Source organism: Enterobacter cloacae complex sp. 6730903 (genome assembly GCF_048283985.1).
GTDB lineage: Bacteria > Pseudomonadota > Gammaproteobacteria > Enterobacterales > Enterobacteriaceae > Enterobacter > Enterobacter hormaechei_C.
The window spans coordinates 120,636-136,078 of record NZ_JBLVXX010000006.1 but is presented as its reverse complement, the minus strand read 5'-3'; the positions used below and the strand labels follow the sequence as shown (position 1 = coordinate 136,078).

The following is a 15,443-nucleotide window of genomic DNA, read 5'->3' as shown; positions in this document are numbered from 1 at the left end:
CATGCACAAGACGCTGGACGTCATCACCATTGGCGAGGCCATGGCGATGTTTGTCGCCACCGAAACGGGCGAGCTGAGCGCAGTGGAGCACTTCATTAAACGCGTGGCGGGCGCAGAGCTGAACGTCGCGACGGGACTTGCGCGGCTGGGGCTGAATGTCGGCTGGGTAAGCCGCGTGGGAAATGACAGCTTTGGCCATTTCGTTCTCGACTCGCTGAAAAAAGAGGGCATTGATGCCGCAGGCGTGACCCTTGACGGACGCTTCCCGACGGGCTTTCAGCTGAAATCTAAAGTTGAAAATGGAACCGATCCCATCGTGGAGTATTTCCGCAAAGGCTCAGCGGCAAGCCATCTCTCCGTGGATGATTATCACGCCGCGTATTTCTCCTCCGCGCGCCACCTGCACCTGAGCGGCGTGGCGGCGGCGCTCTCGGCCAGCTCGTACGATTTACTAGATCATGCGGCTTCGGCAATGAAAGCGCAGGGCAAAACGATCTCCTTTGATCCGAACCTGCGCCCGGTGCTGTGGAAAAGCGAAGCGGAGATGGCTGAGAAACTCAACCGACTGGCGTTTCAGGCGGACTGGGTTCTGCCGGGCATAAAAGAGGGAATGATCCTCACTGGCGAAAGCACGCCCGAAGGCATTGCTGATTTTTACCTCAACAGAGGGGTAAAAGCCGTGGTGCTGAAAACCGGTGCCGACGGCGCATGGTTCAAAACTGCCGACGGCGAGCAAGGCGCCGTCGCTGCGGTAAAAGTCGACAACGTGGTCGATACCGTAGGCGCGGGCGATGGGTTTGCCGTCGGGGTCATCAGCGCCCTGCTGGAGGGCAAACCACTGTCGCAGGCCGTGGCGCGAGGCAACAAAATTGGTTCGCTGGCGATTCAGGTGCAGGGCGACAGCGAAGGATTACCAACACGAGCAGAGCTCGGCGTCTAAATTCCCTCTCCCACAGGGAGAGGACCAGGGTGAGGGCAGCAATCCGCACCAGATAATTAAGCCACCGTGTACCCTACAGACAACGGCGGCAACAACCTCAACAACAGAGGCAAGCCTATGAACAGTTCGACCAATGCAGTAAAACGCTGGTGGTACATCATGCCAATCGTGTTTATCACGTACAGCCTGGCGTACCTGGATCGTGCCAACTTCAGTTTCGCATCCGCCGCGGGGATCAACGAAGACCTTGGGATCACCAAAGGGGTCTCCTCCCTGCTGGGTGCCCTCTTCTTCCTGGGTTATTTCTTCTTCCAGATCCCCGGCGCGATTTACGCTGAACGCCGCAGCGTGCGAAAGCTCATTTTCATCTGCCTGATCTTGTGGGGTGCCTGTGCGTCGCTTACTGGCGTGGTGAATAACATTCCTGCGCTGGCGGCCATTCGCTTTATTCTCGGCGTGGTTGAGGCGGCCGTCATGCCAGCAATGCTGATTTACATCAGCAACTGGTTCACAAAATCTGAGCGTTCACGTGCTAATACGTTCCTGATACTCGGTAACCCGGTCACCGTGCTGTGGATGTCGGTGGTTTCCGGCTATCTGATCCAGTCCTTCGGCTGGCGCGAGATGTTCATCATCGAAGGGGTTCCCGCGATTATCTGGGCCTTCTGCTGGTGGGTGCTGGTGAAAGATAAGCCAGCCCAGGCAAAATGGCTTTCTGAGGACGAAAAAGCCGCACTCCAGGCGCAGCTGGATAAAGAGCAGCAGGGGCTGAAAGCGGTGCGTAACTACGGCGAAGCCTTCCGCTCCCGGAATGTCATCCTGCTGTGCGCACAGTATTTTACCTGGAGCATTGGCGTGTACGGCTTTGTGCTGTGGCTGCCGTCGATTATCCGCAGCGGCGGTGAAAACCTTGGCATGGTGGAAGTGGGCTGGCTGTCATCCGTGCCTTACCTGGCTGCGACCATCGCGATGATTATCGTCTCCTGGGCATCGGACAAGCTGCAAAACCGTAAGCTGTTCGTCTGGCCACTGCTGCTGATCGCTGCTTTTGCCTTCATTGGCTCCTGGGCCGTAGGCGCAAACCACTTCTGGGTCTCGTACACTCTGCTGGTGATTGCGGGTGCGGCCATGTATGCCCCGTATGGTCCGTTCTTTGCCATCATCCCGGAAATGCTGCCGCGTAACGTCGCAGGGGGCGCGATGGCGTTGATCAACAGTATGGGCGCGCTGGGTTCGTTCTTTGGCTCGTGGTTTGTGGGCTATCTGAACGGCGCCACCGGCAGCCCGTCGGCCTCTTACATCTTTATGGGGGTGGCGCTTTTTGCCTCGGTATGGCTTACTCTGATCGTTAAGCCTGCTAATAATCAACAGCTACCCGTCGGCGCACGCCACGCCTGAATCCTTTTAAAATCAACGGAGATTAGCATGAAGCCGTCCGTCATTTTGTACAAAGCACTGCCTGAAGATCTGCAAAAACGCCTGGAGGAACACTTTACCGTTACCCGGGTCAAGAACCTTAGCCCGGAAACCGTGGCGCAGCACGCCGACGCGTTTGCCAGCGCCGAGGGCCTGCTGGGTTCGAGCGAAAAGGTGGATGCAGCGCTGCTGGAGAAAATGCCGAAGCTTCGTGCTACCTCAACCGTTTCGGTGGGATACGACAATTTCGACGTGGATGCGCTAAACGCGCGCAACATCCTGCTGATGCACACGCCCCATGCCCTGACGGAGACCGTCGCCGACACGCTGATGGCGCTGGTGCTCAGCACCGCGCGTCGCGTGGTGGAAGTGGCCGAGCGCGTGAAAGCGGGCGAATGGACGAAAAGCATTGGCCCGGACTGGTTCGGCGTGGACGTTCATGGCAAAACGCTGGGGATTGTTGGGATGGGCCGTATCGGTCTGGCGCTGGCACAGCGCGCCCATTTTGGCTTCAACATGCCCATCCTGTATAACGCACGCCGTCACCACAGTGAAGCTGAAGAACGTTTCAACGCCCGCTACTGCGAGCTTGATACGCTGTTGCGGGAAGCCGACTTTGTCTGCCTGATCCTGCCGCTGACGGATGAAACGCGTCATCTCATCGGCAAAGCGGCGTTTGAAAAGATGAAGAAATCGGCCATTTTCATTAACGCGGGTCGTGGTCCGGTGGTCGATGAGAAGGCGCTGATTGAGGCACTGCAAAACGGTGAGATCCACGCCGCCGGTCTGGACGTGTTTGAACAGGAGCCGCTGCCGGTGGATTCTCCGCTACTGACCATGCCGAACGTCGTCGCCCTGCCCCACATCGGCTCTGCCACTCATGAAACACGCTACAATATGGCGGCGACCGCCGTGGATAACCTGATTGCCGCGCTCGGCGGTAAAGTGGATAAGAACTGCGTTAACCCACAGATACAACAGTAGAAACGAAAAAACCCGCCAGAAGGCGGGTTTTTGAATTTTGTGCTACTGGGCTGGAAGCTTACAGGCTTACAACGTTACCAGCTGCTGGGCCTTTAGCGCCGCTTTCGATGGTGAAGGAAACTTTCTGACCTTCATCCAGAGATTTGTAGCCATCGTTCTGGATAGCAGAGAAGTGTACGAACACGTCTTTAGAGCCATCGTCAGGAGTGATGAAGCCGAAACCTTTATCAGCGTTGAACCATTTTACCAGACCAGTCATTTTAGCAGACATAGAAATTACCTTATTAACAAATATATTGTGCCTTCCGGCTTGATGGATTGCGTTACAGATTTTTAAGCGATGAAGGAAGGGTCACTACGAAGGGTATCTATGGATAACAATCTGGACTGCTTTACTAAACTGCTTTAGGTCTGTGTAACAAACCGACGAACATAGTTATACCGATGTGGTAGATGAATGACAAGCGTTATTTTCATCAAGCATAAAAAAAACCCCGCCGAAGCGGGGGTTTTTCTTATTCCGTAGCAGCGACCGCTGCGCTCCAGGCCTGGCTAAAGGCCTGATGCTGGGACGCGAGCGGCCCGATCAGCGTGTTGTACTGGCTCGCCTGCTGGGAGGTTGGGAACTGGATACCGTTAGAGACGAAGCTCACCTGCGTACCTTGTTCACTAATAAAGTCACCCACCTGAACCAGCTGCTGAGTAAAGACCTGCGCCGCCGGGATCAGCGGTTGCAAGGCGTTTGACGGCTTGGTCACGACTTTCTCATACACCTGGTCATAGACCGGTTTGAGATCCTCGCCCTGCTTCAACGCGGAACGCGACGCATCAGCCTGCATTTTGGCATTTTGCAGCTGCTGGCTCAGTACCCCAAGCGCGCCATTTGACTGGCGCAGCGGTTCGCGCTGGGTCATATAATCCTGTGGAACGCGAATAGCATTCACGCTATCCACTACCGGGCGAATACCGGAATCCATCGCCTGGCTTACCTGCTGTGAATAGCCATACAGAATGGCGTAATCCGACACGAATGGACCAAACTGTTTTTTCTGATCCGCAGTCAGCGTTGGTAAACGCTCGCCGCTACGCATCACTGTATTCTGTAAAAAATCGATAAACGCTTTGCGCTGATCGCCTTCTTTATCGAAACACCCACTCAGGCTAACAACCATCAACAACGCCGCAATAGGCGCAAACCAGCGAGAGCAGGACTTTCCTGTCGCCATTTTATTACTCCTTTCACCCAAAAAGCGCACACCGGCACACGCGTGCCCAACGCTGACAAGGATAGTCCAGGTCAGCCTTGCAAGATAGAGTTTTCATGCAAAACGGGTATTCCCGTTTTTGTACTGACTATTTACAAAAAAATACCTGTGCATCCCTACATATGACTAATCAGGTAATTAGCATAACTATCCATATAGCTGAAACGCGTAAAGCGATCGTTATCGCACAATTAATCACAGCCGTGACGATCCTGTGTCTGGTTTAGGGACTATTCTTAACAGGCTCTCTGATGTTCATGATCCCGATGTGTGATTTATGAGGAGTTCTCAATGGAATTAAAAGATCCTGAGTTTGAGCTGCTGAGCAGCCTGGAACAGATTATTTTTAAAGATGTACCGCCGACGGTTACCCTGAATCAAAAGTCCAATCCTTTTAGTGAATTTGAGCGTTTACGCAAAGGATCGGGCCTGAAAACAGATGAATTCGCAAGAGCGATGGGTGTCAGCGTAGCGATGGTGCTGGAGTGGGAGTCAAAACGTGAAAAACCTACCCCAGCCGAGCTAAAGCTGATGCGCCTGATCCAGGCAAACCCTGACCTTCGCAAGCAGTTAGCCTGATAAAGTTTGTTTGCCCCCGCCCTTGCGGGGGCTTGTGTTTACAGGCTTTCACATCGCCATCCCGTCTCTTCCCATACCAGTTCATGCGTCAGCTTCAGCCCTGCCAGAAAGGCTTCATCATGCGACACCACCAGCAGCGCGCCGGGGTAATCGGCTAAGGCCGCTTCAATGGCCTGAACAGAGGCCAGATCAAGATGGTTGGTCGGCTCATCCAGAAGCAACAGCTGCGTTGCCGCTTCACGCCACAATACGCAGGCCAGCGCGGCCTTCAGGCGCTCGCCGCCACTCAGTTCGGCCAGTGGTAGTGTCACTTTCTCTGCGCCCAGCTGAAGCTGCGCTAAACGGGTACGCAGCGCCCCCTCTTCGAGCGGCGTATTGCCCAGGCTAAGGTGTTTCATCACCGACTGCGACAGATCCAGCCGGGAAAGATGCTGATCGAGATAAGCACACCTGACGGAGACCTTACAGGTTCCCGTAACAGGGGCGGTTTCGCCCAACATCACTTTCAACAGCGTGGATTTTCCACAGCCGTTCGGCCCGCGTAGCGCCACGCGCATCGGGCCATCCATTCGCCAGTTTATCGGGGAGACAGGCACGTGCGGAAGCACCAGTTCTTCCAGCACCAGCACCTGTTTTCCTTCCGGGATTTCACTGCCCGGCAGGGTAAACATCACCACGTGATCCTCTTCAACCCGCTCGCGTGCCTGGTTGACCGCAGCGTTCAGAGCATGATTTTGATCGCTATGCTGTTTTTTCCAGGAACCAATACGCTCTTTCGCCGCCCCTTTGTATTTGACCCGTTCAAACGAGGCGATGTTAAGGCTGTCGACCGTGCGAAGCGTTTTGGCTGAACGCCGCAGGCTGTCGTCATGCTCTTTATGCATACGGGCGCGGGTACGCTTGCGCTCGGTGGCAGCATGCTCCAGCGCGGCGCGGGCAGCCAGTTGCTCAGCATCACGCTGGGTTCGATAGTCAGCATAATTCCCCCCGTAGCTGCGCAAGCCCAACGCGCTCAGTTCAAGGATACGCGGTACCTGGGCCAGCAACTCACGGTCGTGAGAGGCCACCAGTACCCCGCCCTGATACCGGGAAAGCTGCTCGTAGAACCACACGCGGCCTTGCCTGTCGAGGTGGTTGGTCGGTTCGTCCAGCAGCAGGTAATCAGCATCTGCGGTGAATGCGCTGCACAGCAAAGCACGAATGCGCTCGCCGCCGCTCAGTTCTGCCGCGCGTTTATTCGGGTCAAAAGGGGGAAGTTTTGCAGCGATAAAAGCCTGGCTCAGCCGTTCAGCCAGATCCCAGTAACCGTCGAGCGTGTCGAGATCGTCGGGTTCATAATGACCGCTGTCGATGCGCGTGCGCGCCGCAAAGATCGCGTCGTAACCAAGCAGTCCGGCAAGCGTGGTATCCGCAGAAATATCCTGCTGTTGCGCCACATAGACGTGTGTACCAAAGCGCTCAATATGACCGCTGGCGGGTTCATCAACCCCTGCCAGCAGCCGCAGAAGGCGTGTTTTACCGCTGCCGTTGCGGCCAACCAGCGCGTACACTGACGCATCCAGAGAAAGATTCAGTGGACCAAAAAGGATATCGCCCGTCGCAAACTGACAGGTGACCTGATGCAAAATAAAAGAGGGGGACTGCGCAAAATGAGCCATAAGCACTCCTGAATGAAATCAAAACATCCCCTGCCGACGCGGTGCGTTGAGCAAGGATCGAAATTCATCAGTCGTGTTTGTTCATTTTTGGGGGGCGCTCCTGAGGGCGAAATTTAACGGGAACAAGAATAACGGCAATGCGCCGCCCATTTCAAGGTTAAATTTTCACCAGGCTATTGCCCGAGCGTAAAAACCCGCCGAAGCGGGTCTCTCAATCAGATAAACGCAAACGCATCGCCAAACAGACGATCTTCCCGCGCGTCACGCTCGTTGCAGAACAGGTCGCGGGCAATTTTTGCCATTTCAAAGCGACCGGCAATGTAGATATCGTGCCCGGCCAGCGTCCCGTGATCCTGCAATACCGCAGTCAGCACCGTACCGCTACGCCCGCGCCAGCCCTCTTCCGGCTGCTCGACAACCGGCTCAATGCGCAGGTTTGGATGATTTACGCTCAGCGCTTCCAGCTCAGACAGATCGTAAAGGTGCTTCTCTTCACGGCCGCCCCAGTAGATGGTGATATCGCGATTTGGATTACGCGCCAGCGCGGTCAGCAGAATAGAGCGGACATAAGAGAAGCCCGTGCCACCGGCAATCAGGATCAGCGGACGGTCTTCGTCTTCACGCAGCCAGGCCTCGCCATGAGGAATATCGACCACTATTTCACGCTCTTTCAGGATGCGGTCCATCACGGCCATCGCGTACAGGTTAAGCTCAGACGCACCAATATGCAGCTCAATAAATTCCTTCTCTGCTGGCGTTGAGGCCATAGAGAAAGGACGCTTATCACGCTCGTCCATCACGACCATCAGGTACTGACCGGCACGGAATGAGAATGCCGCTTCAGGAACCAAACGGACGCGATATACGGTGTCGGTAATAGCATCTACCGACGTCACTTTACAGCTTAAGGTTGTCATTCGCTCTCTCTGTCGGGAAGTCTATAGGGCTAAACGGTCTTATTCTGCCTTACCGTTATTCATTATGGCCAGCTCGTCCCAGATCGCGTCAATTCGCGCGGTCACGGCAGGATCTTTTTCGATCGGGCGCCCCCATTCACGGTCGGTTTCGCCAGGCCATTTGTTCGTGGCATCCAGTCCCATTTTTGAGCCAAGGCCGGAAACCGGCGAGGCAAAGTCCAGGTAATCAATCGGCGTGTTTTCCACTAATACCGTATCACGCGCCGGATCCATACGCGTGGTGATGGCCCAGATGACGTCATTCCAGTCGCGGGCATTGACGTCATCATCGCAGACAATCACAAACTTGGTATACATAAACTGGCGCAGGAAAGACCATACGCCCATCATCACGCGCTTAGCGTGACCGGCATACTGCTTCTTCATCGTCACCACCGCCAGGCGATACGAACACCCTTCCGGCGGCAGATAAAAATCAACGATTTCCGGGAACTGCTTTTGCAGGATCGGCACGAACACTTCGTTCAGCGCCACGCCAAGCACCGCCGGTTCGTCGGGTGGACGACCGGTATAGGTGGAGTGATAGATGGCATCTTCACGCTGGGTAATGTGCGTGACGGTAAACACCGGGAAGTTATCCACTTCGTTGTAATAGCCGGTGTGGTCGCCGTACGGCCCTTCGGGCGCCAGCTCGCCCTGTTCAATATAACCTTCCAGCACAATCTCTGCGCTGGCCGGTACTTCCAGGTCATTGGAGATGCACTTCACCACTTCGGTTTTGGTGCCGCGCAGCAGCCCTGCAAAGGCATATTCAGACAGCGTATCAGGAACAGGCGTCACCGCGCCCAGAATGGTTGCCGGATCGGCACCCAGCGCGACGGAAACCGGGAAGCGTTCGCCCGGATGGGCCGCGCACCACTCCTGGAAATCCAGCGCCCCACCGCGATGGGACAGCCAGCGCATGATGAGCTTGTTCTTGCCAATCAGCTGCTGGCGGTAAATGCCGAGGTTTTGACGCTCTTTATGCGGCCCACGCGTCACGGTGAGGCCCCAGGTGATCAGCGGTGCGGCATCGTCAGGCCAGCACTGCATGATGGGAATTTTGGTCAGATCAACCGCATCGCCTTCCAGCACTTTTTGCTGGCACGGCGCACCGCGCAGGCGTTTGGTGGGCATGTTCAGCACCTGCTTAAACTGCGGCAGCTTGTCGAACAGGTCGCGGAACCCTTTTGGCGGCTCCGGCTCTTTCAGAAAGGCCAGCAGTTTGCCCACTTCACGTAACGCCGTGACATCTTCCTGTCCCATCCCCAGCGCCACGCGGCGAGGTGTGCCAAACAGGTTGCACAGCACCGGCATGGCGTAGCCTTTTGGGTTTTCAAACAGCAACGCCGGGCCGCCCGCGCGCAGGGTGCGATCAGCGATTTCTGTCATTTCCAGATACGGATCAACAGGAAGCGTAATGCGTTTGAGTTCGCCCTGCTTTTCCAGCAGCGCCAGGAAGTCGCGTAGATCGTGGTATTTCATGCAGTTAATCATGGCCTCTCTGTAAGCGCTTCATTATACGGCGTAAGACCGCGTGATGCTGTAATTTTGTTAAATTAGCGTGAACTTCCACGACTTACTCTCTTTTTCGCCATTATAATCACCTTAGCGATCCCGCCAGGGTTTTGATATGCTTGCGCCCCGAACAATGGGAAGAGTGATTATGCAGGCCTGGTATTTACTGTATTGCAAACGCGGGCAACTTCAGCGCGCGCAGGAACATCTTGAACGTCAGTCTGTTAACTGCCTGACACCCGTGATCACGCTTGAAAAAATGCAGCGTGGAAGACGCACGACCGTCAGTGAGCCTCTGTTCCCGAATTACCTGTTCGTTGAGTTCGACCCCGAAGTGATCCACACCACGACGATCAGCGCCACGCGCGGCGTCAGCCATTTTGTGCGTTTTGGCGCCCATCCGGCAAGAGTACCGTCATCGGTTATTCATCAGCTTTCTGTCTACCAGCAGCCTGAAGATATTACCGATCCGGAAACCCCTTATGCTGGCGACAGCGTGGTGATCACCGAAGGCGCCTTTGAAGGGTTACAGGCCATTTTCGCTGAGCCGGACGGTGAAGCGCGCTCCATGCTGCTGCTCAACCTGCTGAACAAAGAGGTGTTGCAGAGCGTTAAAAACACCGATTTCCGCAAAGTTTAGAACTGCACGCCGAACAGACGACGCACGTTATCATCGGTTTGTGCTGCCAGCCACTGCGCATCTTCTCCGCGCCAGTGCGCCACTCGCTCAGCAATATGCCCCAGGTAGGCCGGTTCATTACGTCGTGATGGCGGTTTGGGCTGCATATCCCGGGGCAACAGATACGGAGCATCCGTTTCCAGCAGCAAACGATCGGCCGGGATAACAGGTAAAAGCTCACGCAGCTCCAGCCCACGACGCTCATCGCAGACCCAGCCCGTGATACCCAAATACAGCCCGCGGTTCAGGCAGTCCAGCGCTTCCTGACGGGAGCCCGTAAAGCAGTGCAACACCGCGCCCGGCAGTTTCTCCAGCCAGGGTTCCAGTAGCGCCATAAAACGTTCATGCGCATCGCGACAGTGCATAAACACCGGCATCTCCAGCTCTGCTGCCAGCGCAAGCTGGGCGGTAAATGCCTTCTCCTGCTCTTCAGGCGTCGAGAAGTTACGGTTGAAATCAAGTCCGCATTCGCCAATGGCAGCCACTTCTGGCGTTTGTGCCAGACGATGTAGCACCTCAGCGCTTTTATGCGTCCACTGACTGCTGTCATGAGGATGCACGCCTGCGGTGGACCAGCAGTGTTGATAGCGTTGCGCCAGCTGCCGTGCCTGCTCACTCTCATGCAGATTCGTTCCCGTCAGTAACAGCCCACGCACGCCAGCGGCAAAGGCGCGCGCCACCACCTCATCGTGGTCTTTCGCAAACTGGGCGCTGGTCAGGTTAAGCCCGATATCAAACATACGTATCCCCATATGACAACCGCCCTGACGGGCGGTTGGTTTTATTCTTTAGTGGTCTCTTCAGACGGCTCGTCTTCTTCGTCCCCGGTACGCCCCTTTCCGACGTAGAAACGAGCGAAGAACACGCCGACTTCAAACAGGCAGTACATGGGTATCGCCAGTAAGGTTTGCGAGAAGACGTCCGGTGGCGTTAACAGCATACCTACAACAAATGCCCCCACCAGGATGTACGGGCGCTTCTTACGCAGATCGTCAGGCGTGGTCACCCCCACCCAGCAGAGCAGGACAATTGCTACGGGCACCTCGAAGGCGACGCCAAAGGCCATAAACAGCGCCATCACGAAGCTGAGGTAGCTGGCGATGTCCGTCGACACCTGTACCCCTTCCGGTGCGGTATGCGTCAGGAAACCGAAGGCCAACGGGAAGACAACGAAGTAGGCGAACGCCATGCCGATATAAAACAGCAGCGAACTGGACACCAGCAGCGGAATAACCAGCTTGCGTTCATGCTTGTACAGCGCGGGCGCCACAAATGCCCAGACCTGATACAAAATGACCGGCGCAGAGGCAATCAACGACACCCAGAAGGTCAGCTTGATCGGGGTAAAGAACGGCGAAGCAACGTCTGTTGCAATCATCGTCGCGCCCAGCGGCATCTGTTTAATCAGCGGCGCGGAAACCACCTGATAGATATCGTTGGCAAAATAGACCAGACATAAAAAAATGAGGAAAACCGCAATAATGCAGTTTAACAGGCGTTTACGCAGCTCAATGAGGTGCGTAATAAGCGGTTGAGTATCATCTACTGCCATGTTTACGCTTTATCACTCGACGAGGGGGATGATTCGGAAACGGGCGCGGCGGGTTTTACCTCAGCCGTTTTGACCACGGGCTCTTCCGGCGGCACCTGCTTTTTCACTTCGGGCTCCTGCGGCGATTGCTCTGGCGAAGCAGCCTGATGCTCCGCGCTGGAAGGCGTTACACCCTCGCGCTGCTCTTCGCTACCCTTCACCACCGGATTGTGGATGGTGTTTGCTTCATCGCTCGCCTTCTCAGGATCGTTAATGCTGTAAGAGCGCTTCATGGATTCCGCCGCTTCGCGCAACTCATCCATTGATGCTTTCAGCTCCGGCGTCAGGTTGTCCATGCTCGCCTTTTCAACTTTTTTCAGGCTGTCCTGAAATTCCTGAAGCTTCAGCTCCTGCGCCAGCTCGTTCTGCACGGTAGTTGCCAGCGAGCGAAGCGCCCGCACCCAGCCCACGACGGTTTTCACCGCAACGGGTAAACGCTGCGGCCCCAACACAATCAGACCAATCACAAAGACCAGCAGTAACTCACCAAAACCAATGTCGAACACGAATTACACCTGCTCTTTATCGTGACGTTTAGCCTCTTCCTTTTTGGCTTCGTCCTGCTTATCGGCGATGGATTTAGCGGTAAAATCAGCATCCTGACTGGTTTTTTCCTGCTTATTCTCATCATCGCTCATGGCTTTCTTGAAGCCTTTGATTGACGCGCCCAGGTCGGAACCAATCGATCCGAGTTTTTTCGTGCCAAACAGCAGCACAACGATGACGGCAATGATCACTAACTGCCAGATACTGATACCACCCATGCGTGTTCCCCAGTGATAGATGATTAATTAGTCAGATCGCATTATACGTATGCAATCCCTCGATAGCGACGCTAATTCAGCGCGTTTTTCTCCAGCCAGCAAGCCAGACAACCACACCGGCAGCCATAATCCAGGCTGGCATCATTTCCCAGTCCGGACGATTGATCAACAGCAACGTGCCGCTTATCAGCAGCGTCGCGCCAATTCCGAAGAGATAGCGGGACTGCCCCTGACGCACGCGACTGGATTGAAGCTCGTGCGCGATTTTATCCATGCTGTGCTGAAGGTTCTTGCTCTGACGCAAACTGTCGTAAACCAGTTCAGGAATTTCAGGCATTTTTTCAATCCAGAACGGGCCTTTCTCTTTAAGCGAGCGAACCAGGGCTGGAATACCGACCTGATCCTTAATCCAGGATTCGAGGAACGGTTTCGCGGTTTTCCACAAGTCTAACTGAGGATAGAGCTGGCGGCCTACGCCCTCAACGTAAAGTAATGTTTTCTGAAGTAAAACTAATTGCGGCTGCACTTCCATATTGAAACGGCGTGCAGTATTGAACAGGTTGAGCAGGACGTGTCCGAAAGAGATCTCCGAGAGCGGCTTTTCAAAAATCGGCTCACAGACGGTGCGGATCGCAAATTCAAACTCTTCCACGTTAGTATCTGGTGGAACCCAGCCTGAATCCACGTGCAGCTCGGCCACCTTACGGTAGTCGCGATTGAAGAAAGCGATAAAGTTCTCGGCGAGATAACGCTTATCCTCTTTATTCAGCGAGCCGACAATACCGCAGTCGATACCAATGTATTTCGGATCTTCCGGGTGCTCATAGCTGACGAAAATGTTGCCCGGATGCATGTCTGCATGGAAGAAGCTGTCGCGGAAAACCTGAGTAAAGAAGACCTGCACGCCACGTTCGGCCAGCAGCTTCATGTTGGTGCCCTGCTTTTCCAGCGCCGCCACGTCCGAGACCGGAATACCGTAGATACGTTCCATCACCATCATGTTCTGACTGCAATAGTCAGAATAGACTTCAGGAACATACAGCATCGGGCTGTCTTCAAAGTTTCGACGCAGCTGAATGGCGTTCGCCGATTCACGCAGCAGGTTAAGCTCGTCAATCAGCGTTTTTTCGTATTCCCGTACCACTTCCAGCGGACGCAGACGGCGGCCATCCGGCAACAGACGCGGCACCCAGCGAGCCAGGCGATAAATCAGCTTCATGTCTGCTTTGATAACCGGCAGGATATCCGGACGAATCACTTTGATGACCACCTCTTTGCCATTTTCCTTCAGGCGCGCGGTGTGAACCTGCGCAATAGAGGCAGAGGCCAGAGGCTGAATATCGAAATCATCAAACCAGGTCTCGATGGGGATATTGCCCATCGCTTCTTCGATTTGTTTCTTCGCTCTCTCTCCGTCAAACGGAGCGACGCGGTCCTGCAATAGCGCGAGCTGATCGGCAATTTGCGGTGGGAAAAGGTCGCGACGTGTTGAGAGCATCTGTCCAAACTTGATCCAGACCGGGCCCAGCTCCTGTAACGCAAGACGCAGGCGTGCGCCCAGCTCCTGATCCTTATGGCGATTCGGCATCCAGAACAGCGTGCGACGCCAAAGCCGAAGCGGCAGGGTGATACGCATTCTGGGGATAAGCTCGTCGAGCCCGTAGCTCAAAAAGGTGCGAACGATAAAATAGAGGCGCCGAATTTCACCAGGCGTCATTTGCCCTCCAGTTTTTCCAGCCGTTTGGTTAACGCATCAACTGCGCGCTCAACTGCCGCGGTCTCTTCTGCAAACCAGGCGACTTCTAAAGGCCCCGGCGCCATACGCCACTCTTCGGTCAGCACCTCGGCAGCGTAGCGCTGTTGACGGAGCAGACCTTTACGCAGGAAAGCGGAACCCGTGCGCAGCGTTTTGCTTATACCTTCAGCCGCGATGTCGCCGATATAGGGCGCCAGCAGTTCCGCCGGGTCGAATTCAGCCTGATCGCTGAGAGCAACGAAGTTCTGTACCACCTGAATATCGCCCTCGACCTCCAGCTCACCGCTGCGAATAAGCGCCGTCATCTGCTGACGGTCACGCAGTTTTGGCAATACGCTCATGTGCGTAATCACCGAGCAGTCCGCCTCGCCTTTCCACTCCCCCAGAACGTCAAGCTGGCGTTCGCTGAAGACCAGCACAAGCGGCGTCGAGAACTCCTTTAAAACGATGCGCAGCACCTTTCCGTTAAGCCGCTGACGTGCGGTTTTCAGCGCCGGAGCGCGATACAGAAAGGCATTCAGTACATTCTCGATGCCTGCGGTGACTAAGGGTTTAATGGGCACGGGAAACCTCCACTCAGAACTTGTAACCACGATGCAGCGCGACGACACCCGCCGTCATATTGAAGTATTCCACGTTTTCGAACTCCGCATCCTGCATCATCGCTTTCAGCGTGTCCTGATCCGGGTGCATTCGGATGGACTCAGCCAGATAACGGTAACTTTCTGCATCGTTTGCCACCAGCTCGCCGATGCGCGGCAGAACGTGGAAGGAATAGGCATCGTAAGCTTTGCTCAGCGGGTCGATAATCGGTTTAGAAAACTCGAGAACCAGCAGTCGGCCGCCCGGCTTCAGCACGCGGTACATGGAGCGCAGCGCTTTATCTTTATCGGTCACGTTACGCAGACCGAAAGAGATGGTGATGCAGTCGAACATATTATCCGGGAACGGCAGCGCTTCGGCGTTGGCCTGAACATATTCAACGTTGCCCACCACGCCGATGTTACGCAGCTTTTCGCGTCCCATTTTCAGCATGGAGTCGTTGATATCTGCCAGCACCACGCGGCCGGTTTCGCCAACCAGACGGGAGAATTTAGCGGTAAGATCCCCTGTGCCTCCGGCTAAATCCAGCACCGTTTGTCCACGGCGCACGCCGCTGCAATCAATAGTGAAGCGCTTCCACAAGCGATGAATGCCGAATGACATCAAATCATTCATCACATCGTACTTCGCCGCCACGGAATGAAATACGTGGGCCACCATGTCAGCTTTCTGCGCTTTGGCGACAGTCTGAAAGCCAAAGTGCGTTGTGTCTTGTGAATCGTCAACCATCTCAG

17 protein-coding genes are annotated in these 15,443 nt (G+C 55.1%); 5 read left to right on the top strand and 12 right to left on the bottom strand.

Translation table 11 applies throughout. The annotated features are described in order from the left end of the window. The first annotated feature begins 1 nt into the window (after position 1). The 3 genes from ACNQ0W_RS05005 (at position 2) to ghrB (ending at position 3,340) form a co-directional block, all read left to right on the top strand. A complete protein-coding gene (locus tag ACNQ0W_RS05005; RefSeq protein WP_023315195.1) occupies positions 2-940 on the top strand; it encodes a sugar kinase in 939 nt (312 codons plus the stop codon). Positions 941-1,057: 117 nt separating this feature from the next. Further along, positions 1,058-2,338 (top strand): MFS transporter, encoded by a 1,281-nt coding sequence (locus tag ACNQ0W_RS05000; protein WP_017694735.1) that lies wholly within the window; start codon positions 1,058-1,060, stop codon positions 2,336-2,338. A gap of 27 nt (positions 2,339-2,365) precedes the next feature. Beyond that, positions 2,366-3,340, top strand: a complete 975-nt coding sequence (gene ghrB / locus ACNQ0W_RS04995; protein WP_017694736.1) for a glyoxylate/hydroxypyruvate reductase GhrB — start codon at positions 2,366-2,368, stop codon at positions 3,338-3,340. A 58-nt stretch (positions 3,341-3,398) separates the two neighbouring features. On the opposite strand, the gene cspA is transcribed toward ghrB, so the two are convergent. Both cspA and ACNQ0W_RS04985 read right to left on the bottom strand, forming a co-directional pair. Then, positions 3,399-3,611, bottom strand: coding sequence for an RNA chaperone/antiterminator CspA (cspA, locus tag ACNQ0W_RS04990; protein WP_003860775.1), 213 nt, complete (start codon positions 3,609-3,611; stop codon positions 3,399-3,401). A 244-nt stretch (positions 3,612-3,855) separates the two neighbouring features. Then, on the bottom strand, positions 3,856-4,566 hold the full coding sequence (locus tag ACNQ0W_RS04985; protein ID WP_062933151.1) for a DUF3053 domain-containing protein: 711 nt from the start codon (positions 4,564-4,566) through the stop codon (positions 3,856-3,858). 330 nt (positions 4,567-4,896) lie between these two features. On the opposite strand from ACNQ0W_RS04985, the gene ACNQ0W_RS04980 reads away from it, so the two are divergent. Next, complete coding sequence (locus ACNQ0W_RS04980) at positions 4,897-5,184, top strand: HTH-type transcriptional regulator (RefSeq protein ID WP_003860776.1); 288 nt, start codon at positions 4,897-4,899, stop codon at positions 5,182-5,184. A 38-nt stretch (positions 5,185-5,222) separates the two neighbouring features. Here ACNQ0W_RS04980 and ACNQ0W_RS04975 read toward each other — a convergent pair whose 3' ends face one another. The 3 genes from ACNQ0W_RS04975 to ubiD form a co-directional block, all read right to left on the bottom strand. Beyond that, entirely contained in the window at positions 5,223-6,842 is a 1,620-nt protein-coding gene (locus ACNQ0W_RS04975; RefSeq protein ID WP_062933150.1) for an ABC-F family ATP-binding cassette domain-containing protein, read from the bottom strand. Positions 6,843-7,057: 215 nt separating this feature from the next. Next, positions 7,058-7,759, bottom strand: coding sequence for an NAD(P)H-flavin reductase (fre, locus tag ACNQ0W_RS04970; protein ID WP_003860778.1), 702 nt, complete (start codon positions 7,757-7,759; stop codon positions 7,058-7,060). 39 nt (positions 7,760-7,798) lie between these two features. Further along, the gene (gene ubiD / locus ACNQ0W_RS04965; RefSeq protein ID WP_023295742.1) at positions 7,799-9,295 is read right to left on the bottom strand and encodes a 4-hydroxy-3-polyprenylbenzoate decarboxylase; all 1,497 of its coding nucleotides are present in this window, start codon (positions 9,293-9,295) and stop codon (positions 7,799-7,801) included. A 169-nt stretch (positions 9,296-9,464) separates the two neighbouring features. Here ubiD and rfaH point away from each other — a divergent pair, with 169 nt between their 5' ends. Beyond that, positions 9,465-9,956: a transcription/translation regulatory transformer protein RfaH gene (gene rfaH, locus ACNQ0W_RS04960; protein ID WP_003860779.1), complete on the top strand. Its 492-nt coding sequence runs from the start codon at positions 9,465-9,467 to the stop codon at positions 9,954-9,956. Here rfaH and tatD read toward each other — a convergent pair. From tatD to ubiE, 7 genes are all read right to left on the bottom strand, one after another. Next, positions 9,953-10,735 carry a 3'-5' ssDNA/RNA exonuclease TatD gene (tatD, locus tag ACNQ0W_RS04955; RefSeq protein WP_062933149.1) on the bottom strand — a complete coding sequence of 261 codons (783 nt, stop codon included), beginning with the start codon at positions 10,733-10,735 and terminating at the stop codon, positions 9,953-9,955. The two genes, rfaH and tatD, sit on opposite strands and share 4 nt — an antisense overlap. Before the next feature lie 41 nt (positions 10,736-10,776). Next, a complete protein-coding gene (gene tatC / locus ACNQ0W_RS04950) occupies positions 10,777-11,547 on the bottom strand; it encodes a Sec-independent protein translocase subunit TatC (protein ID WP_032646822.1) in 771 nt (256 codons plus the stop codon). A 2-nt stretch (positions 11,548-11,549) separates the two neighbouring features. Beyond that, complete coding sequence (gene tatB, locus ACNQ0W_RS04945; RefSeq protein ID WP_003860783.1) at positions 11,550-12,092, bottom strand: Sec-independent protein translocase protein TatB; 543 nt, start codon at positions 12,090-12,092, stop codon at positions 11,550-11,552. Positions 12,093-12,095: 3 nt separating this feature from the next. Next, complete coding sequence (gene tatA, locus ACNQ0W_RS04940; RefSeq protein WP_003860787.1) at positions 12,096-12,350, bottom strand: Sec-independent protein translocase subunit TatA; 255 nt, start codon at positions 12,348-12,350, stop codon at positions 12,096-12,098. 76 nt (positions 12,351-12,426) lie between these two features. Further along, positions 12,427-14,067, bottom strand: a complete 1,641-nt coding sequence (ubiB, locus tag ACNQ0W_RS04935; RefSeq protein ID WP_017694740.1) for a ubiquinone biosynthesis regulatory protein kinase UbiB — start codon at positions 14,065-14,067, stop codon at positions 12,427-12,429. Further along, positions 14,064-14,669, bottom strand: coding sequence for a ubiquinone biosynthesis protein UbiJ (ubiJ, locus tag ACNQ0W_RS04930; protein ID WP_062933148.1), 606 nt, complete (start codon positions 14,667-14,669; stop codon positions 14,064-14,066). Before ubiJ ends, ubiB begins: the two co-directional genes overlap by 4 nt. 13 nt (positions 14,670-14,682) lie before the next feature. Further along, positions 14,683-15,438 (bottom strand): bifunctional demethylmenaquinone methyltransferase/2-methoxy-6-polyprenyl-1,4-benzoquinol methylase UbiE, encoded by a 756-nt coding sequence (gene ubiE / locus ACNQ0W_RS04925; protein WP_062933147.1) that lies wholly within the window; start codon positions 15,436-15,438, stop codon positions 14,683-14,685. Positions 15,439-15,443: the final 5 nt, after the last annotated feature.

Bases quoted from the DNA above. Each gene is read 5' to 3' on its own strand.
- fre (WP_003860778.1), bottom strand. From the start codon at position 7,759: ATGACAACCTTAAGCTGTAAAGTGACGTCGGTAGATGCTATTACCGAC.
- rfaH (WP_003860779.1), top strand. From the start codon at position 9,465: ATGCAGGCCTGGTATTTACTGTATTGCAAACGCGGGCAACTTCAGCGC.
- ACNQ0W_RS05000 (WP_017694735.1), top strand. From the start codon at position 1,058: ATGAACAGTTCGACCAATGCAGTAAAACGCTGGTGGTACATCATGCCA.
- ACNQ0W_RS04980 (WP_003860776.1), top strand. From the start codon at position 4,897: ATGGAATTAAAAGATCCTGAGTTTGAGCTGCTGAGCAGCCTGGAACAG.
- ubiE (WP_062933147.1), bottom strand. From the start codon at position 15,438: ATGGTTGACGATTCACAAGACACAACGCACTTTGGCTTTCAGACTGTC.
- tatD (WP_062933149.1), bottom strand. From the start codon at position 10,735: ATGTTTGATATCGGGCTTAACCTGACCAGCGCCCAGTTTGCGAAAGAC.
- ACNQ0W_RS04985 (WP_062933151.1), bottom strand. From the start codon at position 4,566: ATGGCGACAGGAAAGTCCTGCTCTCGCTGGTTTGCGCCTATTGCGGCG.
- ACNQ0W_RS04975 (WP_062933150.1), bottom strand. From the start codon at position 6,842: ATGGCTCATTTTGCGCAGTCCCCCTCTTTTATTTTGCATCAGGTCACC.
- ghrB (WP_017694736.1), top strand. From the start codon at position 2,366: ATGAAGCCGTCCGTCATTTTGTACAAAGCACTGCCTGAAGATCTGCAA.
- tatC (WP_032646822.1), bottom strand. From the start codon at position 11,547: ATGGCAGTAGATGATACTCAACCGCTTATTACGCACCTCATTGAGCTG.
- tatA (WP_003860787.1), bottom strand. From the start codon at position 12,350: ATGGGTGGTATCAGTATCTGGCAGTTAGTGATCATTGCCGTCATCGTT.
- ACNQ0W_RS05005 (WP_023315195.1), top strand. From the start codon at position 2: ATGCACAAGACGCTGGACGTCATCACCATTGGCGAGGCCATGGCGATG.
- cspA (WP_003860775.1), bottom strand. From the start codon at position 3,611: ATGTCTGCTAAAATGACTGGTCTGGTAAAATGGTTCAACGCTGATAAA.
- ubiB (WP_017694740.1), bottom strand. From the start codon at position 14,067: ATGACGCCTGGTGAAATTCGGCGCCTCTATTTTATCGTTCGCACCTTT.
- ubiD (WP_023295742.1), bottom strand. From the start codon at position 9,295: ATGATTAACTGCATGAAATACCACGATCTACGCGACTTCCTGGCGCTG.